The sequence below is a fragment of the Dactylosporangium sp. CA-139066 genome (assembly GCF_050936175.1).
Classification (GTDB): domain Bacteria; phylum Actinomycetota; class Actinomycetes; order Mycobacteriales; family Micromonosporaceae; genus Dactylosporangium.
This window is the reverse complement of record NZ_JBNJNH010000001.1, coordinates 1,375,468-1,401,312: the sequence shown is the minus strand read 5'-3', so window position 1 is coordinate 1,401,312 and position 25,845 is coordinate 1,375,468. Positions and strand designations below refer to the sequence as shown.

The following is a 25,845-nucleotide window of genomic DNA, read 5'->3' as shown; positions in this document are numbered from 1 at the left end:
ACGTGCTGCTGAGCTGCGCGATGTCGCTCGACGGCTACCTCGACGACGCGACCGACGAGCGGCTCGTGCTGTCCAACAGCGAGGATCTCGACCGGGTCGATGCCATGCGGGCCGAGTGCGACGCGATTCTCGTCGGGGCCAACACGATCCGGCGCGACAATCCGCGGCTCATGGTGCGCGCCGCCGAGCGGCGGGAGCGGCGGGCCGAGAACGGGCTGCCGCCGCTGCCGGCCAAGGTCGCCATCGTCGGTCACGGCGATGTCGACCCGCAGTCACGGTTCTTCACCGACGGCGAGACGGACAAGATCGTGTACTGCGCGACGACCACGGCGTGCCATCACCGTGAGCGGCTGGGCGGGCGGGCCACGGTGGTCGACGGCGGCGAGCCGGTCGATCTCGGGCTCGCGCTCGAGGACCTGGCCGCGCGCGGGGTACGCCGGCTGCTGGTCGAGGGCGGGAGCACGATCCACACGACCTTCCTGACCGCCGGGCTCGTCGACGAGCTGCAGCTGGTGGTCGCGCCGTTCTTCGTCGGCGACGCGCGGGCGCCGCGCTTCGTCGGGGACGGGCGTTTTCCCTGGAACGCCGGGCATCGTGCGACGATGGTCGAGGTCCGCCAGATGGACGATGTAGTGCTGTTGCGGTACGCGCTGTCCGACCGATTCGAGGCCACATGACCACCGTCACGCCGCAGCACGCCGGGGCCGCCCGCGGCCGATTAGGGACCGGGCCCCAGCGGGCCACCGCGGCGATACTCGCCGTCGCCCTCGCCAATGCCGTCGTCGTCGAGATCCTGTTCTTCACCGCGGCCGGCACGCCGGAGCCGATGCTCTCGGCCGGGCGGTTCCTCGGCCTGCACGCCGCGGTGGCCCTGGCGTTACAGCTCGTGCTCGTCGCGCGGGTGCCGTGGCTGGACCGGCGGCTCGGCCTGGGGCAGCTCACCGCCTGGCACCGCTGGGTCGGGATCACGCTGGCGTGGACGGTGACGGTGCACGCGACGCTGGCCTCGTGGGCGTACGCGCGGATCCGCAACTGGTCCTTCGCCACCCTGGTGGACAAGTGGCTCGGCTCGCTGGGCACGCTCGCCGGCGTCATCGCGGGCACCCTGCTGTTGCTCGTCGTGCTCGCCTCGACACGGGCCGTGCGCCGCCGCCTGCCGTACGAGCTCTGGCACGCGCTGCACCTGGGCACCTACGCCGTGGTCGGGTTCGCGATCGTGCACCAGAGCGTGGAGAACCCGATCTCCCAGCCGGCCACGTGGGCGAAGGTCTACTGGGTGCTGCTGTGGACGGTCGCGATCGGCGCGTTCCTGTTCGGCCGCATCGCGCTGCCGCTGTGGCGCAACGCCCGGCACGGCCTGCGCGTGGCGGCGGTCGTGCCGGAGTCCGGCGACGCCGTGTCGGTGCACGTCACCGGGCGTGACCTGGACCGGATGCCGGCGGAGGCCGGGCAGTTCATGCTGTGGCGGTTCCTGACCCCGAGCCGCTGGTGGCAGGTCAACCCGTTCTCGCTGTCCAAGGCCCCGGACGGGCGCAGCCTGCGGCTCACCGCGAAGGCGGTCGGCTCGGGCAGCGCCGGGCTGCGCCACCTGCGGGTCGGCACGCGCGTCTTCGTCGAGGGCCCGTACGGTGCGTTCACGAGCCGGCACCGCACGCAACCGGCGACCCTGCTGATCGCCGGCGGCGTCGGGGTCACGCCGATCCGGTCGCTCCTGGAGGAGCTCGAGGGCTCGATCATCGTGCTGTACCGCGCACGCTCCGAAACCGACGCACCGCTGCTCGGTGAGCTTCGTCAGCTGGCCGCGGCCAAGGGCGCCGAGCTGCACCTGGTCACGGGCCGTACGCGCGACACCACGCCCACCCCGCTCGGCCCGGAGCACCTCCGGGCGCTGGTCCCCGACCTGATGCGGCGCGACGTCTACATCTGCGGCCCGGCGGCGATGACGAACGCGGTCCTGGCGACCCTGCGCGGCCTCGGCGTCCCCCGCACCCAGCTGCACGCCGAGATCTTCGCCCTGGCCGACTGAGCCCGCGAAGGCCCACGTGTCAGCACATCGGGCATGCGAGGGCGGCGAACGAGGGGCACGGCGGGTTCAGGGTGGGACGGGCCGGGTGCCTTTCGGTGTCAGGCGCTTACGGACGGTACCCAAGCGCCGAACTCAGCCGCGACGGCCGCCGGCGCCGGAGGGGGTACACCTTGGGACTCACCGTGTTCGTGGTGCTGGTGGTGCTGGGCGTGTTCGCCGAGGCGTTCACGCCGCGCAAGCGGCCCATCGCGACGGCGGCGCCCGACGTGCACGAGGCGCCGGAGGATCTCTCGTTCGTGCTGCGGTCGGGGCTGGCGCCGATCCGCGGGTACGCGGAGATGCTCGGGGACCGCGTCGCCGACGTCAACGACCGGCGGATGGCCCGCGCGATCGAGCAGCAAGCCGAACGACTCACCCTGCTGGCGGACCGGCTCGGCACCAAACGCGCGTAGCGACCAACGCGCGTAGCGACCAACGCGCGTAGCGACCAACGCGCGTAGCGACCAACGCGCGTAGCGACCAACGCGCGTAGCGAGCGAACGCGCGTAGCGAGCGAACGCGCGTAGCGAGCGAACGCGCGTAGCGAGCGAACGCGCGTAGCGAGCGAACGCGCGTAGCGAGCGAACGCCAAGCGACTCACCGTGCTCGCGGACCGGCTCGGCACCGAACGCGCGTAGCGGGCGAACGCGCGTAGCGGGCGAACGCGCGTAGGCGCGCTACTTCTTGTTCTTCTTGCGCGGCTTGACCGTGATGTGGATCGGGGTGCCCGTGAACTCGAACTCCTCGCGCAGGCGGCGCTCGACGAACCGGACGTAACCCGGGTCCAGCGCGCCCGTGGTGAAGAGCACGAACTTCGGCGGGGCGACGCCGGCCTGGGTGGCGAAGAGCACGCGCGGGGCGCGGCCGCCGCGGACCGGGTGCGGGGTGGCCTGCACGAGCGCGGTGAGCCACTGGTTGAGCTGGCCGGTCGGGACGCGGCGCTCCCAGTTCTCCAGGGCGGTGCGCAGGGCGGGGGCGAGCTTGTCGACCGCGCGGCCGGTCTGGGCCGAGACGTTGACGCGGACCGCCCACGGGACGCGGCGCAGCTCGCGGTCGATCTCCTTGCCGAGCTGGTAGCGGCGGTCCTCGTCGACGAGGTCCCACTTGTTGAAGGCGATGACCAGCGCGCGGCCCGCTTCGATGACCATCGAGATGATGCGCTGGTCCTGCTCGGAGATGACCTCGCTCGCGTCGAGGAGCACGATCGCGACCTCGGCGGCCTCGATCGCGGCGTTGGTGCGCAGGGAGGCGTAGTACTCGGTGCCGCTCGCGTGCGACACCCGCTTGCGCAGGCCGGCGGTGTCGACCATGTGCCACGTCTCGCCGCCGAAGTCGACCAGGCTGTCGACGGGGTCGACGGTCGTGCCGGCGACGGAGTCGACGACCGCCCGCTCCTCCTTCGCCAGCTTGTTGAGCAGGCTGGACTTGCCGACGTTGGGGCGGCCGACGAGGGCGATGCGGCGAGGGCCGGCCTCACGACGTACAGCAGGACGGGCTTCTGGAAGGTTTTCCAGGATCTTGTCGAGGAGGTCTCCGGCGCCGCGGCCGTGCAGGGCCGAGATCGGGAACGGTTCGCCCAGGCCCAGGCCCCACAGGCTGGCGATCTCGCCCTCGATGCGGTCGTTGTCGACCTTGTTCGCGACGAGGATGACCTTGCGGCCGCCGCGGCGCAGCATGCGCACGGCCGCCTCGTCGTCGGAGGTCGGCGGGATCGTGGCGTCGACCACGAACAGCACGAGGTCGGCGGTCTGCGTGGCGATCTCGGCCTGCGTGGCGATGGCCTTGGCGCGCTCGCGGGCGTCGGGCAGCCAGCCGCCGGTGTCGACGATCGTGAACGACTGCCCGGACCACTCGGCGTCGTAGGCGACCCGGTCGCGGGTGACCCCGGCGACGTCCTCGACGACCGCCTGCCGGCGCCCGAGGACGCGGTTGACCAGGGTGGACTTGCCGACGTTGGGTCGGCCGACGACGGCCACGATGGGCAGGCTCAGCTCGATCTCCGGCTCGGCGTCGACGGCCTCGTGGGAGACCTCCGCGGGCATCGGGTTCACGCCGTCACCTTGTCGAGCATGCGTCGCACGCGCTCGACGACCTCGTCGATGCCGAGCGCGGTGGTGTCGAGCACGACGGCGTCCTCGGCCTGACGCAGCGGGTCGGCGGCGCGGGTCGAGTCGAGGCGGTCGCGCCGCTCGAGGTCGGCGGCGGTGGCGGCCTGGTTGGTCGCGTTCTCGCTGCTGCGTCGGCGGGCGCGCTCGGCGGCGTCGGCGGTGAGGTACACCTTCAGGTCGGCCTCCGGGGCCACGACCGTGCCGATGTCGCGGCCCTCGACCACGATGCGCTCGGCCTCGGCGATGATCGCCCGCTGGCGGGCGACGAGCAGGGCGCGCACGGCGGGCACGGCCGAGACCGCGGAGACCGCCTGCGTCACCTCGGGCCCGCGGATCTCCCGGTCGACGCCGGTCCCGTCGACGCTGATGTGCGGCGCCGCGGGGTCGGTGCCGATCGTGAGCTGGACGTCCTCGGCCACGGCGGCGATCTTGACGGCGTCGCTCAGGTCGACGTTGTCACGCAGGACCGCGTATGTCACCGCGCGGTACATCGCGCCGGTGTCCAGGTAGCGGGCGTTGAGCGCCTGGGCGACCCGGCGCGAGATCGTGGACTTGCCTGAGCCGGACGGCCCGTCGACGGCAACCACCAGTTGCCGGCCCTCGTCGTGCACGCCGTCTCCTCCGACTCGATATAAGCCCTTTGACTCGATGAAGCCCTTCAAAACAGTACTTGACCCTACGATGACCACCCTTCACGGGAGGCCGTCGTCACACCCCGTCGGCGCCGGATCACAGGCCTCGGTCGGCGTCAGGTCGACCGCCTCGATCAGCCCCGGCCCGCACGCTCCGGCGTCCTCGTGGCACGGCTCGCCCATCACGCGGTCGGCCTCGGGCAGCCGCGCCAGCACCGTGCGCGAGATCTCGATCAGGGCGTCGACCTGATCCGGCTGCAGGGCGTCGAAGAACCAGTGCCGGACGTGCGCGACGTGGCGCGGCGCCGCGTTGTTGACCGCGTCCCAGCCGGCCTCGGTCAGCACCACGAAGGCGCCGCGCGGGTCGTCGACGCACGGCTCGCGGGCCACCAGGCCGCGGGCCGCCATGCGCGTGATCTGGTGCGTGAGCCGCGTCTTCTCCCACTCCGCGGCCGCGCGCAGCTGGAACACACGCAGGCGGCCGCCGGGGGCCTCGGACAGGCTGACCAGCACCGCGTACTCGGCGGCGGTGAGGCCGGTCTCGCGCAGGAGCTGCCGCGCCACGCGGCGCTGGATCTCGGCGTGAAGGGCGAGGTACCCGCGCCAGGCTCGCTGCTCGCGCTCGTCGAGCCAGTCCGGTTCCGTCACAGCACACAGTCTACGGTCATGGGTGACATGTCACCTTGATCTCACGCCATGATGGGTGACATGTCACCGTCATCGTGCGCTATGGTCCACGGTGACACGTCACCCTTACGCGGGTGGCCTTCCCCCTTCGGGGTCTCAACCCCTTCAGGAAGAGGAACGACGGACATGACCAAGGTCGGAATCATCCTCGGCAGCACTCGCCCGGGCCGTAACGGCGAGGCCGTGGCCAAGTGGGTGTACGACATCGCGAGCCGCCGCGGCGACGCGGAGTTCGAGCTGGTCGACCTGCTCGACTACAACCTGCCGCACCTGGACGAGGCCATCCCGCCGTCCCAGGGCCGGTACGCCAACGAGCACACCAAGCAGTGGTCGGCCAAGATCGCCGAGTTCGACGCCTACATCTTCGTGACGCCGGAGTACAACCACTCGACCAGCGGCGCCCTGAAGAACGCCATCGACTTTCTCTATACCGAATGGAACAACAAGGCGGCCGGCTTCGTCAGCTACGGCTCCGCTGGCGGCACGCGGGCGGTCGAGCACCTGCGCCTGATCGCGGCCGAGCTGCAGATCGCCGACGTGCGGGCCCAGGTCGCGCTGTCGCTGTTCACCGACTTCGAGAACTTCAGCGTGTTCAAGCCGGGCCCGCAGCACGAGGCCACGCTCGGCACGGTCATCGACCAGACGGTCGCGTGGGGCAAGGCGCTGGCCACGGTGCGCAACCAGGCCTGACCGGTTCGACCCGGCCGGAGGGCAAGAGGGAGGTCTCTCCGGCTAGGTCGCGGGCCGGGTGGAGCGGGCGAAGCGGTCCGCCAGGCCGGCCGCGGCCGCGAGCAGCTCGGGCGGGCCGACGAGCTCGAAGTCGACGTCGAACATGCCGAAGAACGCGGCGAGGCCGGTCCACGACCAGGAGCCGGCGCTCACCCGGCACCGGTCCGGCCCGATGTCCTCGACGATGGCCTGGCCGCGGCTCCAGTCGTTCACGGCCGCGGCGGGTGCCATGAATATCGCGGTACCGCGGCACGGCAGCGGGTCCTGCCGCTCGAACCGCTCCGCGATGAACTCGGTCACGCCCGCCGCCGGCAGCTCCCGCGGGGCGAACCGGGGCCCGTTGGGCGCACGCGGCGTCATGCGGTCGACGCGGTACGTGCGCCAGTCCCGGCGGTCCAGATCCCAGCCCACCAGGTACCAGCGCCCGCCCCACGTGACGAGATGGTGCGGCTCCGTGCGCCGCGGCGGGCCGGCCTCGCCCGGGCCCGCGGCCATCTCCCGCCGCCCGGCGTAGTCGAACCGCAGCACCTCGCGGGCGCGGACCGCGGAGCCGATCGTCAGCAGGTGCTCGGCGTCGATGTCGGCCTCGCGCCAGCTGTTCTTCACGATGCGGGTGACCTGCAGCGCGTCGACGCGGTGCCGCAGCCGGGCCGGCATCACCTGGCGCACGGTGGCCAGCGCCCGCAGCGCGGCCTCCTCGACGCCCTGCACGGCCACCGTCGCCGTCTGCAGCGCCACCGCCACGGCCACGGCCTGGTCGTCGTCGAAGAGCAGCGGCGGCAGCTCGGAGCCGGCGTCCAGCCGGTACCCGCCGTCGGGCCCGCGGGTCGCCTGCACCGGGTAGCCGAGCTCGCGCAGGCGGTCGACGTCGCGCCGTACCGTGCGCGGGCTCACCTCGAGCCGGTCGGCGAGCGTGCGGCCGGGCCAGTCGCGGCGGGCCTGCAGCAGCGACAGCAGGGCGAGCAGCCGGGCCGAGGTCTCCAACATGGCGTCCAGTATCGCCGCAGAACCGGACAGCTCCTGTCCGCAACCTCGGGTACGGATAAGTCCGGCCGCTGGCGCGGCCGGACTTATCCGACTTTTCGTATATGCGCGTTTACTTGTGGCGGTTGTACATCCGCGGGGCCTGCGGGTTGGCGCCCTTGCCGCCGCCGCCACGGCCGCCACGACCACCCCCGGTGGGCGGCAGCGAGCGGTTGGCCTGGGCGCGGCGGATGGCCTCGAGCGGGTTGGCCGGCTTGGTCTCTTCGGTCGCCTCGGACTCCGCCTCCGCGACCGCCTCGGTCTCGGCCTCGGCGGACGGTGCGGAATTGTCGTCGGCGGACTTACCGGAACGGTTTACGGCAGGCATGGCGAGCGTCTCCTTCGCGGGACGTGCATGGGCGGCAAACGGACAGGTTGCGGCCGCGCGGAACGCGAAGCGGGGAGTGATGAACCCACAACGGGGGCCGGCCGGTTGCACCGCAAGAGCGGTCAGCGGCGGCGCGCGCGGCGTCGATGGGCTCAGAAACGCATGCGGAGACGGTAGCAGCCCACCGGCCGCCCGCGCACGTACCTTTTCCGGCAAGGCCCGCGGCACGGCCGGTCGCCGTGCCACGGGCGGGCGGGCTTGCGCTAGGGGAACACCTTGACCGCGGCCGGCCAGGCCGACGTGTCGTCGGGGTTCTGGGGCTTGACGCCCAGCGAGATCTGGCTGAGCTGGAACGCCGTCGTGAGCTTGATGCCGCTGATGCCGACGCTGATGTACGTCCCGCCGCCGGGCAGAATCCGCGTGCAGCTGGTCACGTCGGGGCAGCTGGTGCCGGCCGCCTTCGTGCCGGCGTCGGCGCGGCCGACCGTGATCGTGAGCGCGGGCACGGCGTCGAAGTCGTACGGGGCGAGCAGCGTCCCCTTCGGCACCTTCGGGGTGAGGCGGACGGCCGAGTAGATGCTGTTGCCGTAGCCGAACTCGACGCCGTAGCTCACGGAGAGCAGCTGGTAGCCGGGCGGGAGGGACCCGTGCTGGAAGCCGACCGGGAACTCGCGCGGCGCGGCCGGCATGAGACCGTCGGCGATCGCCACCAGCGTGTCCTGCTGGGGGACCGTCTCCCACGAGGACCAGTAGATGGCCGCCCAGGAGTCGGCGGCGTACTGCCACGCGAGCGCCGGCACCTCGGGCTGCATCTGCTTCTCGATGCGCGCCCTGTCGTTGGCCGACATCGTGGGCGCGCTGTTGGCGCCCGAGTACATGAGCAGGGCCGGGCCGAAGCGGGTCGAGACCCGCTGCTGCGCCTTGAGGAACATCGTCGGTTCGAAGACGCCCGGGCGGTACACCACCAGGCTCCCCCCGCGCAGCAGGCCCGCCGGGTCCCGGCTCACCAGCGGGTCGGCCGCCGGCTGCGAGGGCCGCGCGCCGGCGGGCGACGGCGCGGGGCGCGCCGCGATCGACGACTGCTGGTAGGCGTTGGTCACCAGATCGGGGTCGCTCACGACGAAGGAGCCGGCGGTGTACCCGCGATAGGTCGTGACGAACGGCGGCGCCTCGGCGAACGCGGTCGGGACCGGGGACGCGGCCATCTTCGCCAGGCTGCTCGGGTCGACCGCCGGCGTCAGCGGCGCGCCCGGCGAGCCGGTGAGCACGAAGGCGGCGGCGAGGGCCGCGACCGCGACGACCGCGCCGCCGCCGACCGAGGACAGCAGGGCGAGACGCCGGCGGCGCCGGACCAGACCACGGCCGGCGGCCGTGATGTCGTCAACGCTGAGCCGCGGTGGCGGCGCGTCGTCCCGAACCGACGTCAGCAGCGTGCGCAGATCCTGGTCCATGCCCTTCCCTCCCGTCCTTGTCGTAACCGAGAGCGACCCCGACGCCACTCGCTGCAGCGCCGTCCGGAGGGTCGTCCGCGACACGGAGCTCCTCCGAACCGAGGAGGGCGCGCAGTGCGGCGAGCCCCCTCGCGGTCTGGCTCTTGACGGTGCCTGGCTGGCGGCCGAGCACCTCGGCGGTCTCCTCAACGCTCAGTCCCTCGTAGTACCGCAGTACCAGCACGGCGCGCTGGCCGGGTGCCATGCGGGCGAGCGCGGCGCGGATCCGCAGCCGCTCGTCGACCTGGTCGGCGTGGTCGGGGCCGGGCAGTTCCGGCAGCGCGTACCCCGCCGAGCGCTCGCGCCGCCGCCAGGGCCGACGGCTCTCGTCGACCAGCGCGTGCACGATCGCCCGCCGCACGTACGCCAGCGGGGTGTCGACCTTCTTCCAGCGCACGTACAGCTTGGCCAGGGACGCGGCGACCGCGTCCTCGGCGGCGTGCCAGTCCCCGCACGTCAGGTAGGCGAGCGAGCGCAGACCGTCGAATCGCGCGGTGACGAATTCGCGGAAATGCGCCTCGTCGTCTTGGTTCACCCGTCCGGGCTCCCTTCGTTCCGGGGTAGACGTCACGGCCGAGCGAAGGGTTGCACACGGTTTTCGGCTTTATTTCCGGCAAAAGGCATCGAGGCGCCCTCGAACGGGCATTTACGGCACAAAGTTGGTACTTCCGGTGGACTTCAGCGCCGTCACGCACAGTTATCGCGGCAGCGTGCGGCGCATTGCGCTAGGCCGATCGGCGATCGGTGTCGGAATTACCACCGGATGCAATCGCACTCGGGTCCGACGCGAATTCCGACCGTGGCTGGCGGAGTGCGTCGACGTCAATACCGAACGCAATCGCGCGACGGCCCTGCGGGAAGTCCGATTCGGATTACGCGGCGTGTTGAAGTCGCCACTGTCGATCACGTCCGGGCACGCCCGGCCCGGCGACGATCGCACGGGTGGCGCGGTCCCGGCGACGATCGCACGGGTGGCGCGGTCAGCCGACGGTGCCGCCCTTGACCGTGGCCTCCACCGACGTCGGGGGCTGGGTCGGGCCCTGCGTCGTCGGGTCGGGAGTGGGCTGGCCCGTGGTCGGCGGGGGCTGCGACGACGGCGGCGGGTTGCCCGGAGCCTCCGACGACGCGGACGCGCTCGGCGCCGCCGAGGTCGAACTCGGCGGCGCCGTGCGGGTCGACGTGTGCGTCTCCGCCGGGACCTCCGGGGCCTTCACCGAAGGCGAGGCGGTCACCGCGGGCGGCGGCTGGCTGTCGGAGTCGGGCGGGTGGATGACCTGCCGGGTCAGGGCGACCACGGCCAGGATGACGCCGGTGGCCAGCGCGACGACGGCCACGCTGGCGGCGATCGGCACCCACAGCGGGCGACCGGGCGGCAACTCGGGGTCGTCGTCGGGGTCGTCGCGGAAAGGTCGCGCCGAGGTTACTGCCGGTACCGCTCCGACCACTGCGGGTACCGAATCATCTTCCTGGGTCGGGTCGGCGGCGCTACGGGCCGCGGCGGCCATGGCGGCGGCGGTCGGAAAGCGTTCTTCCGGGTCTTTGGCCATGGCCCGTTCCACCAGCGCGCGCGTGGCGGCCGGCAGGTCCTCGGGCAGCGGCGGGGGCTCGTCCTGCAGGTGCTTGATGGCGATCTCGAGCGGCGAGTTGCCGTTGAAGGGCGGGGCGCCGGTGAGGCAGTGGTACGCCACGACGCCGAGCGCATAGATGTCCGCCGACGGGGAGATCGGGTCGCCGGACGCCTGTTCGGGTGACATGTACAGGGCCGTGCCGATGACGGCATTGACCTTCGTGACGGACGTCACGGACTCCGAGCGGGCGACGCCGAAGTCGACGAGCGTCACCGCGCCGCCCTCGCCGACGAGGAGGTTCCCGGGCTTGACGTCGCGGTGGATGATGCCCTTCTCGTGGGCGGCGTGCAGCGCGTCGGCGGCCTGGGCGACGATGGCCAGCGTCTCCTCGACCGACAGGGTGCCCTCGGCGGCGATCAGCTCGCCCAGCGGCCGGCCGTCGACGTAGGCCATGACCAGGAACAACGTGCCCTCGGGGGTCTCGCCGTAGTCATACACCCCGACGACGCCGGGGTGGCCGATCGACGCCATGAGGCGCGCCTCGGAGCGGAACCGGCGGCCGAACTCGACGTTGCTGACGTGGCCGGGCAGCAGCACCTTGACGGCGACGGTGCGGCCGAGCGTCTTGTCGGTGGCGCGGAACACCTGCCCCATGCCGCCGCTGGCGACGAACTCATCGAGGCGGTACCGGTCGCCGAGAACGTCCCCTGGTCCCAACACGTGCATGACCGTACCCAACGATCCGGCGCGCGACACGCCGGGCGCGCAGTGCGATATGTACCCTGCAGTGACGTACAGTCGGGCAACGGCTGACCCGCTTCCCCCTTTCAGGCCGACGACGGTGCGGTCCCGGGTGGAGACGAAAGCCGCCGGGAGGGGCGAAGACAGCGATGACAGGCATGGGCGACCAGGCGGAGTCGTGGACCACCACGATGCGCGCCGAGCAGGCCTCGCTTGACCTCGGTGCGGAGCTCGGGCCGGCGGACCCGACCGCGTACACGATGCGCAAGCCGATCCCCGAGCCGATGCCGATGGACCGGCACGGCCCGGCCCGGATCATCGCCATGGCCAACCAGAAGGGTGGCGTCGGAAAGACGACGTCGACCATCAACCTGGGGGCGGCGCTGGCGGAGTACGGGCGGCGGGTGCTGCTCGTCGACTTCGACCCGCAGGGCGCCCTCTCGGTCGGCCTCGGCGTCAACCCCCACAACCTCGATCTCACGATTTACAACATCCTGATGGACTCGGACGTAACGGTCGAGGACATCCGCATCAAGACGGACATCGCCGGCCTGCACCTGCTGCCGGCCAACATCGACCTGTCGGCGGCGGAGATCCAGCTCGTCACCGAGGTCGCGCGCGAGATGGCCCTGGCGCGGGTGCTGCGCCCGGTGCTCAAGGAGTACGACTTCATCCTGATCGACTGCCAGCCCTCGCTGGGCCTGCTGGCGATCAACGCGCTGACCGTGGCGCACGGCGTGATGATCCCGCTGGAATGTGAGTTTTTCTCACTTCGTGGCGTCGCGCTGCTGCTCGACACGATCGACAAGGTGCGCGAGCGGCTCAACTTCGATCTGGAGCTCGAGGGCATCCTCGCGACGATGTACGACAGCCGCACCACCCACTGCCGCCAGGTGCTGCAGCGGGTCGTGGAGGCGTTCGGGGACAAGGTGTACCAGACCGTCATCACCAAGACGGTGAAGTTCCCGGAGTCGACGGTCGCCGGCGCGCCCATCACCACGCTCGACCCGGCCTCGTCGGGCGCGCGCAACTACCGGCAGCTCGCCCGCGAGGTCATCGCCCAGCAGGCCGAGCGGCGGCTTTAAGGGTTTTCGCTGTTCGTGCGCTAGGTTCTTCGCGTGACTGAGCCGGTTCTGTCGTCGGCCTCCGTGTCCCCACCGGCCGCTGCCGCCGGCGGGCCGCTTCCGGACGCCGCCGAGTCGCCGGTCGCTGCAGATTTGTCCGGTACTTCGGACATCGCCGCCTCGCCCGAAAAGCCCGACGAGCTGGCGGCCCTGACCGAGGCCGCGGCGCCGGCAGCCTCGGGGTTCCAGGTCAAGCTGGCCAACTTCACCGGCCCGTTCGACCTGCTGCTGCAGCTCATCGGCAAGCACAAGCTCGATGTCACCGAGGTGGCGCTGCACACGGTCACGGACGACTTCATCGCGTACATCCGCGCGATGGGCGACGACTGGGACCTCGACGAGGCATCGGAGTTCCTGGTCGTCGCGGCGACCCTGCTCGACCTCAAGGCCGCGCGCCTGCTGCCGTCGGCGACGGTCGAGAACGAGGAGGACCTGGCGCTGCTCGAGGCGCGGGACCTGCTGTTCGCGCGGCTGTTGCAGTACAAGGCGTTCAAGGAGGCCGCGGCCCACATCGCCGGCCTGGAGGCGGTGGGCTCGCGGCGGTACCCGCGCTCGGTCACGCTCGAACCCCGCTTCGCCGAGGCGCTGCCGGACCTGGTGCTCGGCGTCGGCCCGCAGCGGCTGCTGAAACTCGCGCTGAAGGCCTTCACCCCGAAGGTGCCGCCGGTCGTGTCGATCGCGCACATCCACCAGGTGCGGGTGAGCGTGCGCGAGCACGCGAACATCATGAAGGACCGCCTGATGCGCCTGCGGGTGGCGACCTTCACGGACCTGTGCAACGACTGCGAGTCGACGCTGGAGGTGGTTGCCCGCTTCCTGGCCCTGCTCGAGCTGTACCGCGAAAACCTCGTCAGCTTCGAACAGGTCCAGGCCCTCGGCGAGCTCGTGGTCCGCTGGACGGCCGCCGACGACGCGGACGTGAACATCGACGTCGAGGAGTACGACGGCCGCCCCGCCCCCGCGGATGCGCCTCCCCCTTCGGACGGCACCACTCCCCCGGACGAGGCTCTCGACGCGGATTCGGCCGGCGCCTCGCAGTCGTCCCTTGATCCTGCCGAGTCGTCCCTTGATCCTGCCGAGGCAGATGGCCTGGAGCCGGACGCGGCCGCCGAGGCAGAGTTGGAAGCGAGCGCGGAGACAGCCTCGGCCCCCGACGGCGACCTCGATCCGGATTCCCCGCCGGATCCGGACCTGGCGGATTCTCCGGATGCATTGGATGCTTCTCAGCCGTCGAGGGATGGGAATGCTGCGATCGACGCGGTGAACGCGGACAACGAGGTGGACGAGTGAACCAGGACGACAAGCCAGCGGGGTCGCTCGCCGACCAGGCCGCGAACTGGATTCCACCGTGGGCCCGCCCGAAGCCGGAGCCGCAGCCCCAGTCCTTCCCCGACCTGCAGTGGCAGTCCGACTCCGACGAAGAGCCCGCCGCCGCAACGCCGCCGGAGGACCCGCCCGCCGAGGAATCCGCCGACGACCACGCGGTCGCGGAGGAACCGGCCACCGACGACCACCCGATCGTGGAAGAGCCGGCCGCGGAAGAGCAGCCGACCGCGGACCTTGAACCAAGCGCGGAAGAGCAGGAAGTCGCGGAGAAGCAGCTGGCAGCGGACGAACCCGGCACCGAGGAGCAGCCGGTCGCGGAGCAGGCCACTGACGAGCCCGACGCCGATCTGGCGACCGATGAGCCGGCCGCCGCGGAGGAAGCTCCCGACGAAGAGGCGATCGTCACCGAGCAGCCCGCCGACGAGCCCGACACCGATCTAGCGACCGATGAGCCGGAGCCCGCCGCCGCGGAGGAAGCTCCCGACGAAGAGGCGACCGCGAGGGACGTTTCGGACGACGACGCTCCCGGCATGGCGGAGGCCGCCGACGAGCAGCCGCGACCCGAAGCGGTGCCGGACGCTGACGATCAGTCGGCGGCCGGGGGCGAGCAGGTTGTGGTGCAGACGCTGCCCGGTGTTGGGGGCGACACGGTCGGTAACCAGGAACCGGCCGCCGAGAACGTGCGGCCGGAGATGACCGACAGTGAGCTTCGCGGTGCGGTTGAGGCCATTCTGCTGGTCGTCGACGAGCCGACCAGCGAAGTGACGCTGGCGCAGGTGCTGGAGCAGCCCGTCGATCGGGTGCTGGCGGCGCTGGAGGCGGCTTCCGTGCAGTACAGCCAATTGGGCTTTGGGTTTGATCTTCGGCGCGTGGCCGGGGGGTGGCGGCTCTACACCCGGCCCGAATACGCGGCGTACGTCGAGAAGTTCGTGCTCGACGGGCAGCAGATCCGGCTCACGCAGGCGGCGCTGGAGACACTTGCTGTAATTGCCTATAAGCAGCCGGTCACGCGGTCGCGCATCTCGGCCATCCGCGGTGTGAACTGTGACGGTGTGGTCCGTACGCTGGTTACTCGGGGTCTGATCGAGGAGACCGGGAGTGAGCCCGAAAGCGGCGCGTTCCTGTACCGGACGACCACGTTGTTCCTCGAGAAGCTCGGGCTCGACAGCGTCGACCAGCTGCCGCCGCTCGCCCCGTTCCTGCCCGACGACATAGATGAGATCGCCGATGCCCAGCGTTGACCCGTCCGTTGAGTCCGAGTCCGTGCCCGATTTCGAAGGGTCCGCCTTCGACTCGCCGCCGGATGCCGAGCCGCCGCGCCGCGAGGAGCGGCTGCAGAAGATCCTGGCCGCCGCGGGGCTCGGGTCGCGGCGCACCTGTGAGCGCATGATCGACGAGGGGCGTGTCACCGTCAACGGCAAGGAGGCCACGCTCGGCGACAAGGCCGACGCCGTGCGTGACGCCATCCACGTCGACGGGCAGCGGCTCGTGACGGACTCGCGGCTCGTGTACCTCGCGCTGAACAAGCCGCGCGGCGTGGTCTCGACGATGGACGACGAGAAGGGCCGCGACGCGATCGCGGACTTCCTGCCGAACATCAACGAGCGCGTGTTCCACGTCGGCCGGCTCGACCAGGACAGCGAGGGCCTGCTGCTGCTCACCAACGACGGCGGGCTGGCGCACAAGCTGATGCACCCGTCGTACGAGGTGGCGAAGACCTACCAGGTCGAGATCCCCGGCCCGGTGCCGCGCGCGATGGGCCGGGAGCTCAAGGCCGGCGTCACGCTCGAGGACGGGCCGGTGAAGGTGGACTCGTTCCGGGTCGTGGACGCGTACGGGAAGGTCGCCCTCGTCGAGGTCGTGCTCCACGAGGGGCGCAACCACATCGTGCGGCGCATGTTCGACAAGGTGGGGTTCCCGGTGCAGCGCCTGATCCGCACGCAGATCGGCCCGATCCGGCTGGGCGACCTGCGGCCGGGCCGGACTCGTCACCTCTCCCAGGCCGAGGTGGGCGCCTTGTTCAAGGCCGTCGGCGAGTAGCCCACGACCGGGGACGCCTTGTGCAAAGGCCGCTGGCAAACGGCGGCGAGCAGCCCGCCGCGCCAGGGACTCCCCCGCTCAAGGCCGCAGACAAACGACGGCGAGCAGGCCGCGGCGCCAGAGGCTTCCCCCGCTCAAGGCCGCTGGCAACGGCGGCGAGCAGGCCGCGGCGCCGGGGGGATTATCGATTATTGGATTACCGCAATCCGTAATTCGATAATTCCCCAGCGGTGATCATGAGGTGCCGGTCAGATAGCGCTGCACCGTCGGGCCGATCCGCTCGACGACGGTCTCGGCCGGCATCGCGGCAACCGGCGGCAGCCGCAGGATGTGGCGACACATCGCCAGACCGAGCATCTGGGTGGCAAGCAGGCCGGCCCGCTCGCCGGCCTCATGCTCGTCGCCGGCCACCCGCCGGACGATGGGCAGGATCTGGTCGCGGAAGATGCCGCGTACGCGCTCGGCGGCCGTCTCGTCCGTCGCCGCCGAGCGCAGCAGCGTCAGCAGCGCGTCCGCGGTCGGGTCCTCCTCCCAGCGGTGGAGGAAGTGGCGCACCAGGGCGGCGCCCAGGCCCTCGGCCGGCAGGCCGGCGACGTCGGGCAGGCGCAGGTCGATGTCGACGGCCGCGGCGAACAAGCGCTCCTTGTTGCCGAAATACCGCATCACCATCGACGGGTCGATCTCGGCGTCCGCGGCGATCGCCCGGATCGTGGCCCGCTGGTAGCCGTCCCGGGAGAACCGGATGCGGGCGGCCCGGAGGATGGCGGCGCGGCTGGCGTCGGAGCGTCTCGGGGCGTCGGTCACGTCAACAACTGTAGGCCAACGACCGTTGACCGGCCAAGAACGACGAATAACCGGGAAAACCCACCAAGAACGACTGCCAGCCCGGGAACGGCCAGCCATCGGCTCCACGCAGCCGGGAACCCGCCAGGGGACAGCCGTCGGCTCGATTGCAACGAACGACCCCGCATCGATGAGACCGGCAGCAGCGGCGCCGGCGCAGGCCATTCACGTCGTTCGGGTCGTGCGGCTTCCCACCGCCGGGGTGCCGGACGTGGTCACCCTCCGCGACCGCCACGACGCCCGGGCCAACTGCCTGGGGCTGCCACGTTCCGCCTGGTCGCTGAGCCGCTTGCCGCAGACCTCGCCGTACGAGCGCGCTGGCGCAGGGTGGAGCGGACGCTCCCCCGACAGCTGGAAACGCAGGCTAGCGAGCCCGGGGATGAGCCGTGGCGTACACCTCACGGAGGCGGTCGACGGTCACCAGCGTGTACACCTGCGTCGTCGTCACCGAGGCGTGCCCCAGCAACTCCTGCACAACCCGGATGTCCGCCCCGCCGTCCAGCAGATGCGTGGCGAAGGAGTGCCGCAGCGTGTGCGGAGACACGCCCGCCGGCCCGTCGACCGGTAGGCCCGCGCGTTGAGCGGCCTTGCGCAGAATCGTCCAGGCGCTCTGACGCGACAACGGCCCGCCGCGCGCGTTCAGGAACACATTCGGGACGCCCGTGCCGTTGGCGGCCAGGGCCGGGCGGGCCCGCACCAGGTACGAGTCCAGGGACGACCGCGCGTAGCTGCCCATCGGCACGAGGCGCGTCTTGCCGCCCTTGCCGCGCAGCACCGCCATCCCCGGCCGGGCGTCGAGGTCGAGGTCGTCCACGGCGATCCCGACGGCCTCGGAGATCCGGGCGCCGGTCCCGTAGAGGAACTCCAGCAGCGCGGCATCGCGCAGCTCCAGCGGGCCGGCCGCGGACTGGGCCGGCACCGCGAGCAGCCGACCGACCTGGTCGACGTCGAGGGCCTTGGGCAGCCGCTTGGGCAGCGACGGCGGCTTGACCTCGCGCGACGGGTCGGTGGGGGCCAGGCCCTCGAGCAGGGCGAAGCGGTGCAGGCCGCGCACGGCGCTCGCGGCCCGGGCGGCCGAGGAGGCCGACAGGGGCGGCACGTCGCCGTCGGGCGAGCGCAGAGCGGCGACGTGGGCGGCGATGTCCCGGGCGGAGACGGCCGACAGGTCGGTGACGCCGGAGACGACGAGCCAGTCGACGTATCGCGAGAGGTCGCGGCGGTAGGAGGCGAGCGTGTTCGCGGCCAGCGCGCGCTCGACGGTCAGGTGGTCGAGGTACGTGTCGACGGCGCGGCGCAAACGAGCGCCCGCATCCGCACCGCCGACATCCACCATGGTGTTCTATGCCAGGACGTCGCCCAGGGCAACGTGGCTCATGCCGTGCGCGTCGGCGACCGGGCCGTAGGTGACGTGGCCGTCGTGGGTGTTCAGGCCGAGCGCCAGCGCGGGGTCGCGGCGCAGGGCCTCGCGCCAGCCGCGGTTGGCCAACTCCAGGGCGTACGGCAGGGTGACGTTGGTCAGCGCGTAGGTGCTGGTGTGCGGCACCGCGCCGGGCATGTTGGCGACGCAGTAGAAGATCGAGTCGTGGACCTTGTACGTCGGGTCGTCGTGCGTGGTCGGGCGGGAGTCCTCGAAGCAGCCGCCCTGGTCGATGGAGATGTCGACCAGCACGCTGCCGGGCTTCATGCGCTTGACCAGGTCGTTGCTGATGAGCTTCGGGGCCTTGGCGCCGGGGACCAGGACCGCGCCGATGACCAGGTCGGCGTCGAGGACGGCGCGCTCGATCTCGTACCCGTTCGACGCGATCGTCTGCAGGTGCCCCTGGTAGATGGCGTCGGCGCCGCGCAGGCGGGAGATGTTCTTGTCCAGCAGCAGCACCTCGCCCTGCATGCCCAGCGCGATCGCGGCCGCGTTGAGGCCCGAGACGCCGGCGCCGATGACGACGACCTTGGCCGCGTACACGCCGGAGACGCCGCCCAGCAGGACGCCGCGGCCGCCGCCGGCGCGCATGAGGTGGTACGCCCCGACCTGCGGCGCCAGCCGCCCGGCGACCTCCGACATGGGTGCGAGCAGCGGCAGCGACCGGTCGGGCAGCTCGACGGTCTCGTAGGCGATGCCGGTGACCTGGCGGTCGACGAGGGCCTGCGTGCACTCGCGGGACGCGGCCAGGTGCAGGTAGGTGAAGAGGACCTGGCCGGGGCGCATCCGCGGGTACTCCTCGGCGATCGGCTCCTTGACCTTCAGCACCAGGTCGCCCTCGGCCCAGACGTCGTCCGCGGTCGGCAGGATGACGGCGCCGGCCTCGCGGTACTCCTGGTCGGTGATCGACGATCCCTCGCCGGCGCCGGCCTGCACGAAGACCTCGTGCCCGGTCGCGACGAACTCGTGGACGCCGGCGGGCGTGATCGCCACGCGGTACTCGTGGTTCTTGACCTCGCGCGGAATTGCGACCTTCACGTTGGGACCCCTCTCCACTCAGCGCACCGTTACGCTGTGTGCATAAGCGGGAGTTTATGTCCGATGTACACCCGCTGCGGGCTGCACAGTGTGAACTCCTGCAGGGGCAGATTGACACAGTGTCGCCCGCAGGGCTGATCTATGCTGTGCGGCCATGACCGTCTACGGCGGGCCCCGCCCCACGCCCCCCGCGCCGAAGCCCGACAAGGTGCTGCTCGGGGCGATCGGCTTCACGGTTCTGGCGGTCATTCTCGGCGTCATCTTCGGCTTCCAGGCGTTCACGTCCGGCTCGCCGAAGGGCTCCAGCAACGCCCAGCGGCAGGAGCAGTCCGTCGACGTGCCGTCGGCGGCGCCGCCGTCGGCCGCCCAGTCCTCGGCCCCTCCCCCGCCGTCGCCGACCCCGTCGCCCACGCCGGCGAAGCAGGCGATCCTGGCCGCGAAGCCGACGCTGATGCGCCCCGACCACTCCGGCCTGTGCATGCAGGCCAACGCCGGCAACGGCGGCAACGCCTCGCAGCAGCCCTGCGATGCCAACAATGCCACGATGTTGTGGGTACCCAGGGCGATGAACAACACGCAGGACACCTTCGAATTCGTCAACGCCGCCGACAACCGGTGCATGGACGTCAACGGCGCCTCGAAGGACAACGGCGCGCAGATCGTGCTGTGGGACTGCCACGGCGGGGCCAACCAGCTGTGGAAGATGGTCCGCGACGGCGACGGCTACCGGTTCGTGAGCCTCAACAGCGGCCGCTGCATCGGCATCGACTCCGGCAATCCGGCGCCGGGCGCGGTGGCCCGCCAGTGGGACTGCGACGGCTCGACCAACCAGCGCTGGCAGTTCCAGCAGCTGGGCTAGGCGCACGAACGAGGATCAGAAGCGCGGCGCCGCGTGCAAACGGGCCGCGGGGTGTCGCCCCGCGGCCATCGGGAACAATGCACACATGAACACCTGCCCGTGTGGCCTCGGCGAGCCGTACGACGCCTGCTGCGGCCGGTACCACCGCGGCGCCGAGCCGCCGAGCGCCGAGCTGCTCATGCGGGCCCGCTACAGCGCGTACGTGCTCGGCGACCGCGCCTTCCTGCTGCGCACCTGGCACGAGAAGACCCGGCCGCGGGCGCTCACGCTGGAGGCCAACCAGGACTGGCAGGGGCTCACGATCATGGCCCGCGAGGGCGGCGGGCTGTTCGACACCGAGGGCATCGTGGAGTTCCGGGCCCGCTACGTCGCCGACGGGCGGCCGGGCGCGATGCACGACCGCAGCCGCTTCGTGAAGGTCGACGGGGCCTGGCGCTACCTGGACGAGATCGCCTGACGGGCGCGCCACTCGCGGGCGAGGACGGCGTAGATGTACTGGTCGCCGAACTCGCCCTTGAACAGCTCGTCCTCGACGAAGTGGGCCTCGCGGCGCATCCCGAGCCGCTCGAGGAGCCGCCAGGAGCCCTCGTTGCGGGTGTCGCAGGCGCCGTAGACGCGGTGCAGGCCGAGGCCCTCGAAGGCCAGCCGCAGCATCGCCTCGGCGGCCTCGCGGGCGTAGCCGCGGCCGTGGAACGCCGGGTTGAGCACGAACCCGAGCTCGCCCTGGCGGTGCACCCGGCTGGCCCACTTCAGCACGACCTGGCCGATCACCCGCCCGTCGAGGTCCATCGCCAGCACGAGCCACTGGCCCTCCTCGGTGAGGGCGTCCTGGCCCATGCGCCGGGCCAGGGCCTCGCGGGTCTCCTCCGGCGTGTGGACCTCCCAGTAGAGGTACCGCACGACCTGCGGATCCCCGGTGAGCGCGTGCAGGTCGTCGAGGTCGCCGGCGGCGAAGGGGCGCAGCGTGAGCCGCTCGGTGCGGATCGGGTAGTCGGGTCGCAGCACGCGCCGAATGCTAGACCCTGAGGGCGCTGCTCAGCCGCACAATTGTTCCGTCCTGCCCGGTGCTCACGGCGACGTCGTCGACGAGGTGGCGGGCCAGCCACAGCCCGCGCCCGCTGACCGCGTGGCTGGGCGGCAGCGCGGCGCCGCCCAGCCGCTCGCGCGGTATGCCGTCGCCGCGGTCGGTGACCTCGCAGATCAGCATGCCGCCGGCCAGCCACAGGCGCAGTGTGCCGCCGCCGCCGGCGTGCCGGACGGCGTTGGTGACGATCTCGTTGACGGCCAGGACGAAGTCCTCCAGCCGCTGCCCGACCAGTCCGGCCGCGCCGGCGAGCCGGCTCACGGCGTGCCGCACCGGCGTGATCTGCGCGACGCCGAACTCCTCGAGCAGCAGCGCCGTCGTCTGAGCGGCTTCAGCCACGGCGCTGAGAGTACTCCGTGCCGCGGCCGCGCCGTCGCGAAGTCACCCCCACGGTGCAAGATGCATTCCGGGCCACGCATGCTGAGCGGGTGGATGACGACCTGCGGGTGACCGACGACATCGCCCTGCCCCGGGCGGAGCTGATGTGGCGCTTCAGCCGCTCCGGCGGGCCGGGCGGGCAGTCGGTGAACACCACCGACTCGCGGGTCGAGCTGCGCTTCGACCTGGCCGGCACGGCCGCGCTGCCCGAGCCGCTCAAGGATCGGGCGCTGCAGCGGCTGGCCGGCCGGCTCGTCGACGGGGTGCTGTCGATCGTGGCCGCCGAGCAGCGCTCGCAGCTGCAGAACCGCCGCGCCGCCGAGGAGCGCCTGGCCGCGACCATCGCGGCCGCGATCGCCCCGCCGCCCCGGCCGCGTAAACGCACAAAACCCTCGAAGGGTGCGGTCGAGCGCCGCCTGGAGTCGAAGCGCCGCACGGCCTTGCGCAAGCAACAGCGCCGCAAGCCCGAAGAATAAGAGCAAAATGCACATATGGTACTCCGGGTGCTCCCACTGCTCGCAGTTCTCCTGCTGGGGGCCTGCGCCCACACCGAGCACCCGGTGACGCTGGCCAGTGAGACCCCCGGCCATCCGCCCGAGACCGGCGCGTACCCGGGCGAGCCGTCGCAGACCCCCGTGCCCCAGGTCTCGGGCCGGCCGGTCGAGCTGGCCGGCTGGGAGGTCACCGTCTACTACACGGCGGTCGAGCGCCTGCACAACGGCAACGCGACCGAGGTCACCGGCTGCCCGACCATCGACTGCGACAAACACCGCAACCAGCAGCGCCTCGGCAGCTTCCCGGCCTCGTTCGTCAAGGCCGTCAAGGACGAGGGCACCGGGCGCACCGCCGACGGCCGCTACCTCAACTGGTCGTACGACACCGGCTACTGGATGGACACCGCGCCCCGCGACACCGCGGGCCGCCCGCTGCGCCCCTGGGTCTCGGCCGCCGCCGACGCGTCCGCGCTCAGGGCCGGATCCCGGTTCACCATCGTGCGCTGCGGCACCGCCGAGGTCACCGCGGAGGTGTGCACGAAGCTCAAGTCCCCGACCTGGACGATCGTCGACGAGTTCACGCCGGGCCTCGGCGGCGACAAGCACGTCGACGTGTACATCGGCGAGGAGACCGGGCCGAACTTCACCGACTCCGATCTGTACACGACCCTGCAGAACGCCACGCTGAGCGCGATCCGGGCATCATGAACACCATGAAGGTCATCGTGTTCGGCGCGACCGGCATGGTCGGCCATGGGGTCCTGCGCGAGTGCCTGCTGGCCGCCGACGTCGACGAGGTGCTGGTCGTGACCCGCGCGCCGACGGGCGTGCGCCACCCGAAGCTGCGCGAGGTCACCCACGACGACTTCACCGACTTCACGGCCGTCGACTTCTCCGGGTACGACGCCTGCTTCTTCTGCCTGGGCGTTTCCTCGGTGGGCATGGACGAGGCCGCGTACCGCCGCGTCACCTACGACTTCACCATGGCCGCGGCCCGGCGGATGGCCGAGCAGAGCCCCGGCATGGTCTTCGTCTACGTGTCCGGCGCGGGCACCGACACGAACGGCCGCCAGATGTGGGCCCGGGTCAAGGGCCGGACCGAGGACGACGTCGCCGCCCTCGACCTGAGGGCGTACGCGTTCCGCCCCGGCTTCATCCGCCCCGAGCACGGCGCCCGCTCCAAGGTCCGCCTCTTCCGGATCATCTACGCCGCCCTGACCCCGCTGTCGGCCCTGCTGGTGCGCTTCGCCCCCGGCTTCGCCACCAGCACGTCCCAGCTCGGCCGGGCCATGCTGATCGTCGCCCGCACCCGCCCCGAGCGGCGCGTCTGGGCTTCCCGGGACATCGCGGCCGCGCGGGAGCCGGGTACGCGCGACCTGTGACGTGTGTGACGCCCGGTGCGTCTTCTGCACCGCCGTTTACCTGGTGTTAGGCTGGACTCCCGTGGATCGCTGACTCGGCAGCGTGACGGACCCCACGGGAGCAGGCTTTGTCCTCATCAGCACGGACCGGTGCCAGCCGGCAGGCTAAGCACATCTTCGTCACCGGGGGCGTCGCCTCCTCACTCGGCAAGGGCCTGACCGGCTCGAGCCTGGGCAGCCTGTTGAGCGCGCGCGGGCTCAAGGTCGTCATGCAGAAGCTCGACCCCTACCTCAACGTGGACCCCGGGACGATGAACCCGTTCCAGCACGGCGAGGTGTTCGTCACCGAAGACGGGGCCGAGACCGACCTCGACATCGGCCACTACGAGCGGTTCCTCGACCAGGACCTGTCCCGCAACGCCAACGTGACGACCGGCCAGATCTACTCGGCCGTCATCGCCAAGGAGCGGCGCGGCGAGTATCTCGGCGACACCGTCCAGGTCATCCCGCACGTCACCAACGAGATCAAGGCCCGCATCCGGGCGATGTCGGCCCCGGACGCCGACGGCGTCGCCCCCGACGTGGTCATCACCGAGGTCGGCGGGACCGTCGGCGACATCGAGTCGCTGCCGTTCCTCGAGGCGATCCGGCAGGTCCGCCACGACATCGGCCGCGACAACTGCTTCTTCCTGCACGTCTCGCTCGTGCCCTACCTGGCCCCGAGCGGCGAGCTCAAGACGAAGCCGACCCAGCACTCGGTGGCCGCGCTGCGCAGCATCGGCATCCAGCCCGACGCGCTGGTCTGCCGCTCCGACCGGGAGATCCCGGACAAGACCAAGCACAAGCTCGCCCTGTACTGCGACGTCGACTCCGAGGCCGTCGTCTCCGCCCCCGACGCCCCGTCGATCTACGACATCCCGCGCGTGCTGCACGAGGAGGGCCTCGACGCCTACGTCGTGCGCCGCCTGGGCCTGTCGTTCCGCGACGTCGCGTGGAAGAAGTGGGACGACCTGCTCGACCGGGTCCACCACCCGCGGCAGACGGTCACCGTCGCGATCGTCGGCAAGTACGTCGACCTGCCCGACGCCTACCTGTCGGTCACCGAGGCCGTGCGCGCCGCCGGGTTCGCCCACCGCGCCCGGGTCGAGATCCGCTGGGTGCCCAGCGACGCCTGCACCACCCCGTCCGGGGCGGCCCAGGCACTCGCCGGCGTCGACGGCGTGATCATCCCCGGCGGCTTCGGCGTGCGGGGCATCGAGGGCAAGATCGGCGCGTCGCAGTACACCCGCGAGCGCGGCATCCCGACCCTCGGCCTGTGCCTGGGCCTGCAGTGCATGACGATCGAGGTGCTGCGCCACGTCGGCGGCATCGCCGGCGCCAACTCCCTCGAGTTCGACGCGGAGACGCCGGACCCGGTCATCTCCACGATGGCCGACCAGCAGGACATCGTCGCCGGCAAGGGCGACCTCGGCGGCACGATGCGGCTGGGCGCCTACCCGGCCTCGCTCACGCCGGGCACGCTGACCGCCGAGGCCTACGGCGAGACCGAGGTCTCCGAGCGCCACCGGCACCGCTACGAGGTCAACAACGCGTACCGCGACGCGATGCAGCAGGCCGGCCTGCGCATCTCCGGCACGTCGCCCGACGGCCGCCTGGTCGAGTTCGTCGAGCTCGACCGCGAGCAGCACCCGTTCTTCGTGGCCACCCAGGCGCACCCGGAGCTCAAGAGCCGCCCGACCCGCGCCCACCCGCTCTTCGCCGCGTTCGTCGGCGCCGCGGTCGCCTACAACGCCGCCGACCGCCTGCCCGTCGAGCTGGAGACGGTCGACGCATGAGCGGTCCGGAGCGCAGCGGAGGAGCCGCGAACCATATGCACAGCGTTGACTCGCGCCGTCGCCGGAGCGAAGAGGAGGTGGCGGCGTGAGCAATTACGAGGTCCGCTCGCATACCGAGCGGCTGCGCAACCGGGTGTTCTCGATCGTCACCGATGCGATCGAGATGCCCGGCGGCGACGTCGTCGACCGTGACTACATGGTCCACATCGGCGCCGTCGGCGTGGTGGCCCTCGACGCGCAGGAGCGGGTCGCGCTCGTGCGGCAGTACCGCCCGGCGGTCCGCCAGGTCCTGTGGGAGCTGCCGGCCGGCCTCATCGACGTGCCCGGCGAGCCCCTCGTCGACGCCGCCGCCCGCGAGCTCGCCGAGGAGGCCGACCTGGTCGCCGCCCGGTGGGACCTGCTCGCCGAGGTCCACACCAGCCCCGGCTGCTCCAACGAGAAGATCCGCCTCTTCCTGGCCCGCGAGATCGGCCCGGTCCCCGACGGCGAGCGCCACGAGCGCACGCACGAGGAGGCCGACATCGAGCTGCACTGGATCGACCTCGACGACGCGGTCACGATGGCCCTGGCCGGCGAGATCACCAACGCCGCCTGCGTCATCGGCGTGCTGGCCGCGGCCCAGTCGAGGGCCCGCGACTGGAAGAGCCTGCGCCCCGCCACCGACGCGGCGTGACC

The 25,845-nt window shown here is 71.6% G+C and carries 28 protein-coding genes; 15 read left to right on the top strand and 13 right to left on the bottom strand.

Translation table 11 applies throughout. The features are described from left to right. The first annotated feature begins 2 nt into the window (after positions 1 to 2). From ACQEVU_RS06645 to ACQEVU_RS06635, 3 genes are all read left to right on the top strand, one after another. Positions 3 to 677 (top strand): RibD family protein, encoded by a 675-nt coding sequence (locus ACQEVU_RS06645; protein WP_433321643.1) that lies wholly within the window; start codon positions 3 to 5, stop codon positions 675 to 677. Beyond that, the gene (locus tag ACQEVU_RS06640; RefSeq protein ID WP_433321642.1) at positions 674 to 2,026 is read left to right on the top strand and encodes a ferredoxin reductase family protein; all 1,353 of its coding nucleotides are present in this window, start codon (positions 674 to 676) and stop codon (positions 2,024 to 2,026) included. Before ACQEVU_RS06645 ends, ACQEVU_RS06640 begins: the two co-directional genes overlap by 4 nt. Positions 2,027 to 2,196: 170 nt before the next feature. Then, positions 2,197 to 2,478 carry a hypothetical protein gene (locus ACQEVU_RS06635; RefSeq protein WP_433321641.1) on the top strand — a complete coding sequence of 94 codons (282 nt, stop codon included), beginning with the start codon at positions 2,197 to 2,199 and terminating at the stop codon, positions 2,476 to 2,478. A 264-nt stretch (positions 2,479 to 2,742) separates the two neighbouring features. Here ACQEVU_RS06635 and der read toward each other — a convergent pair whose 3' ends face one another. The 3 genes from der to ACQEVU_RS06620 form a co-directional block, all read right to left on the bottom strand. Continuing rightward, positions 2,743 to 4,107, bottom strand: a complete 1,365-nt coding sequence (der, locus tag ACQEVU_RS06630; RefSeq protein ID WP_433334830.1) for a ribosome biogenesis GTPase Der — start codon at positions 4,105 to 4,107, stop codon at positions 2,743 to 2,745. A 5-nt stretch (positions 4,108 to 4,112) separates the two neighbouring features. Beyond that, the gene (gene cmk, locus ACQEVU_RS06625; protein ID WP_433321640.1) at positions 4,113 to 4,784 is read right to left on the bottom strand and encodes a (d)CMP kinase; all 672 of its coding nucleotides are present in this window, start codon (positions 4,782 to 4,784) and stop codon (positions 4,113 to 4,115) included. A gap of 81 nt (positions 4,785 to 4,865) precedes the next feature. Next, complete coding sequence (locus ACQEVU_RS06620; RefSeq protein ID WP_433321639.1) at positions 4,866 to 5,453, bottom strand: MarR family winged helix-turn-helix transcriptional regulator; 588 nt, start codon at positions 5,451 to 5,453, stop codon at positions 4,866 to 4,868. Positions 5,454 to 5,618: 165 nt separating this feature from the next. Between ACQEVU_RS06620 and ACQEVU_RS06615 the strand changes: the two genes are divergently transcribed. After that, on the top strand, positions 5,619 to 6,182 hold the full coding sequence (locus ACQEVU_RS06615) for an NADPH-dependent FMN reductase (RefSeq protein WP_433321638.1): 564 nt from the start codon (positions 5,619 to 5,621) through the stop codon (positions 6,180 to 6,182). 42 nt (positions 6,183 to 6,224) lie between these two features. Here ACQEVU_RS06615 and ACQEVU_RS06610 read toward each other — a convergent pair whose 3' ends face one another. From ACQEVU_RS06610 to ACQEVU_RS06590, 5 genes are all read right to left on the bottom strand, one after another. Next, complete coding sequence (locus ACQEVU_RS06610; RefSeq protein ID WP_433321637.1) at positions 6,225 to 7,208, bottom strand: helix-turn-helix transcriptional regulator; 984 nt, start codon at positions 7,206 to 7,208, stop codon at positions 6,225 to 6,227. Between the two features lie 109 nt (positions 7,209 to 7,317). Beyond that, a complete protein-coding gene (locus tag ACQEVU_RS06605; protein WP_433321636.1) occupies positions 7,318 to 7,572 on the bottom strand; it encodes a hypothetical protein in 255 nt (84 codons plus the stop codon). Between the two features lie 263 nt (positions 7,573 to 7,835). Further along, positions 7,836 to 9,023, bottom strand: a complete 1,188-nt coding sequence (locus tag ACQEVU_RS06600; protein ID WP_433321635.1) for a hypothetical protein — start codon at positions 9,021 to 9,023, stop codon at positions 7,836 to 7,838. Further along, on the bottom strand, positions 8,953 to 9,597 hold the full coding sequence (locus ACQEVU_RS06595; protein ID WP_433321634.1) for a SigE family RNA polymerase sigma factor: 645 nt from the start codon (positions 9,595 to 9,597) through the stop codon (positions 8,953 to 8,955). The genes ACQEVU_RS06600 and ACQEVU_RS06595 overlap by 71 nt, the downstream gene beginning before the upstream one ends. A 445-nt stretch (positions 9,598 to 10,042) precedes the next feature. After that, a complete protein-coding gene (locus ACQEVU_RS06590; protein ID WP_433321633.1) occupies positions 10,043 to 11,356 on the bottom strand; it encodes a serine/threonine-protein kinase in 1,314 nt (437 codons plus the stop codon). Between the two features lie 164 nt (positions 11,357 to 11,520). Between ACQEVU_RS06590 and ACQEVU_RS06585 the strand changes: the two genes are divergently transcribed. The 4 genes from ACQEVU_RS06585 (at position 11,521) to ACQEVU_RS06570 (ending at position 15,861) form a co-directional block, all read left to right on the top strand. Further along, positions 11,521 to 12,456 carry a ParA family protein gene (locus tag ACQEVU_RS06585; protein ID WP_350621314.1) on the top strand — a complete coding sequence of 312 codons (936 nt, stop codon included), beginning with the start codon at positions 11,521 to 11,523 and terminating at the stop codon, positions 12,454 to 12,456. A 180-nt stretch (positions 12,457 to 12,636) separates the two neighbouring features. Then, the gene (locus ACQEVU_RS06580) at positions 12,637 to 13,785 is read left to right on the top strand and encodes a segregation and condensation protein A (protein ID WP_433334828.1); all 1,149 of its coding nucleotides are present in this window, start codon (positions 12,637 to 12,639) and stop codon (positions 13,783 to 13,785) included. Positions 13,786 to 14,096: 311 nt separating this feature from the next. Next, the gene (scpB, locus tag ACQEVU_RS06575; RefSeq protein ID WP_433334826.1) at positions 14,097 to 15,062 is read left to right on the top strand and encodes an SMC-Scp complex subunit ScpB; all 966 of its coding nucleotides are present in this window, start codon (positions 14,097 to 14,099) and stop codon (positions 15,060 to 15,062) included. Continuing rightward, positions 15,049 to 15,861 carry a pseudouridine synthase gene (locus ACQEVU_RS06570; RefSeq protein WP_433321632.1) on the top strand — a complete coding sequence of 271 codons (813 nt, stop codon included), beginning with the start codon at positions 15,049 to 15,051 and terminating at the stop codon, positions 15,859 to 15,861. The genes scpB and ACQEVU_RS06570 overlap by 14 nt, the downstream gene beginning before the upstream one ends. A 234-nt stretch (positions 15,862 to 16,095) precedes the next feature. On the opposite strand, the gene ACQEVU_RS06565 is transcribed toward ACQEVU_RS06570, so the two are convergent. The 3 genes from ACQEVU_RS06565 to ald form a co-directional block, all read right to left on the bottom strand. Beyond that, a complete protein-coding gene (locus tag ACQEVU_RS06565) occupies positions 16,096 to 16,665 on the bottom strand; it encodes a TetR family transcriptional regulator (RefSeq protein WP_433321631.1) in 570 nt (189 codons plus the stop codon). A gap of 403 nt (positions 16,666 to 17,068) precedes the next feature. Further along, positions 17,069 to 18,037, bottom strand: coding sequence for a site-specific tyrosine recombinase XerD (locus tag ACQEVU_RS06560; protein ID WP_433321630.1), 969 nt, complete (start codon positions 18,035 to 18,037; stop codon positions 17,069 to 17,071). A 6-nt stretch (positions 18,038 to 18,043) separates the two neighbouring features. Beyond that, positions 18,044 to 19,159 carry an alanine dehydrogenase gene (gene ald / locus ACQEVU_RS06555; protein WP_433321629.1) on the bottom strand — a complete coding sequence of 372 codons (1,116 nt, stop codon included), beginning with the start codon at positions 19,157 to 19,159 and terminating at the stop codon, positions 18,044 to 18,046. Between the two features lie 154 nt (positions 19,160 to 19,313). Here ald and ACQEVU_RS06550 point away from each other — a divergent pair, with 154 nt between their 5' ends. Both ACQEVU_RS06550 and ACQEVU_RS06545 read left to right on the top strand, forming a co-directional pair. Continuing rightward, a complete protein-coding gene (locus ACQEVU_RS06550; protein ID WP_433321628.1) occupies positions 19,314 to 20,018 on the top strand; it encodes an RICIN domain-containing protein in 705 nt (234 codons plus the stop codon). 85 nt (positions 20,019 to 20,103) lie between these two features. Further along, on the top strand, positions 20,104 to 20,475 hold the full coding sequence (locus ACQEVU_RS06545; protein WP_433321627.1) for a YchJ family protein: 372 nt from the start codon (positions 20,104 to 20,106) through the stop codon (positions 20,473 to 20,475). Here ACQEVU_RS06545 and ACQEVU_RS06540 read toward each other — a convergent pair. Continuing rightward, positions 20,454 to 21,023: a GNAT family N-acetyltransferase gene (locus ACQEVU_RS06540; RefSeq protein ID WP_433321626.1), complete on the bottom strand. Its 570-nt coding sequence runs from the start codon at positions 21,021 to 21,023 to the stop codon at positions 20,454 to 20,456. The genes ACQEVU_RS06545 and ACQEVU_RS06540 overlap by 22 nt on opposite strands. 10 nt (positions 21,024 to 21,033) lie before the next feature. Next, complete coding sequence (locus ACQEVU_RS06535) at positions 21,034 to 21,441, bottom strand: ATP-binding protein (protein ID WP_433321625.1); 408 nt, start codon at positions 21,439 to 21,441, stop codon at positions 21,034 to 21,036. 89 nt (positions 21,442 to 21,530) lie between these two features. Between ACQEVU_RS06535 and arfB the strand changes: the two genes are divergently transcribed. The 5 genes from arfB to ACQEVU_RS06510 all read left to right on the top strand — a co-directional run bounded on the left by arfB (position 21,531) and on the right by ACQEVU_RS06510 (position 25,843). Then, the gene (gene arfB / locus ACQEVU_RS06530) at positions 21,531 to 21,956 is read left to right on the top strand and encodes an alternative ribosome rescue aminoacyl-tRNA hydrolase ArfB (RefSeq protein ID WP_433321624.1); all 426 of its coding nucleotides are present in this window, start codon (positions 21,531 to 21,533) and stop codon (positions 21,954 to 21,956) included. Positions 21,957 to 21,983: 27 nt separating this feature from the next. Next, on the top strand, positions 21,984 to 22,682 hold the full coding sequence (locus tag ACQEVU_RS06525; protein ID WP_433321623.1) for a hypothetical protein: 699 nt from the start codon (positions 21,984 to 21,986) through the stop codon (positions 22,680 to 22,682). Between the two features lie 5 nt (positions 22,683 to 22,687). Beyond that, positions 22,688 to 23,356, top strand: a complete 669-nt coding sequence (locus ACQEVU_RS06520) for an epimerase (protein WP_433321622.1) — start codon at positions 22,688 to 22,690, stop codon at positions 23,354 to 23,356. A 107-nt stretch (positions 23,357 to 23,463) separates the two neighbouring features. Then, positions 23,464 to 25,170, top strand: coding sequence for a CTP synthase (locus ACQEVU_RS06515; RefSeq protein WP_433321621.1), 1,707 nt, complete (start codon positions 23,464 to 23,466; stop codon positions 25,168 to 25,170). A gap of 85 nt (positions 25,171 to 25,255) precedes the next feature. Next, entirely contained in the window at positions 25,256 to 25,843 is a 588-nt protein-coding gene (locus ACQEVU_RS06510; protein WP_433321620.1) for an NUDIX domain-containing protein, read from the top strand. The last annotated feature ends 2 nt before the right edge of the window (positions 25,844 to 25,845 follow it).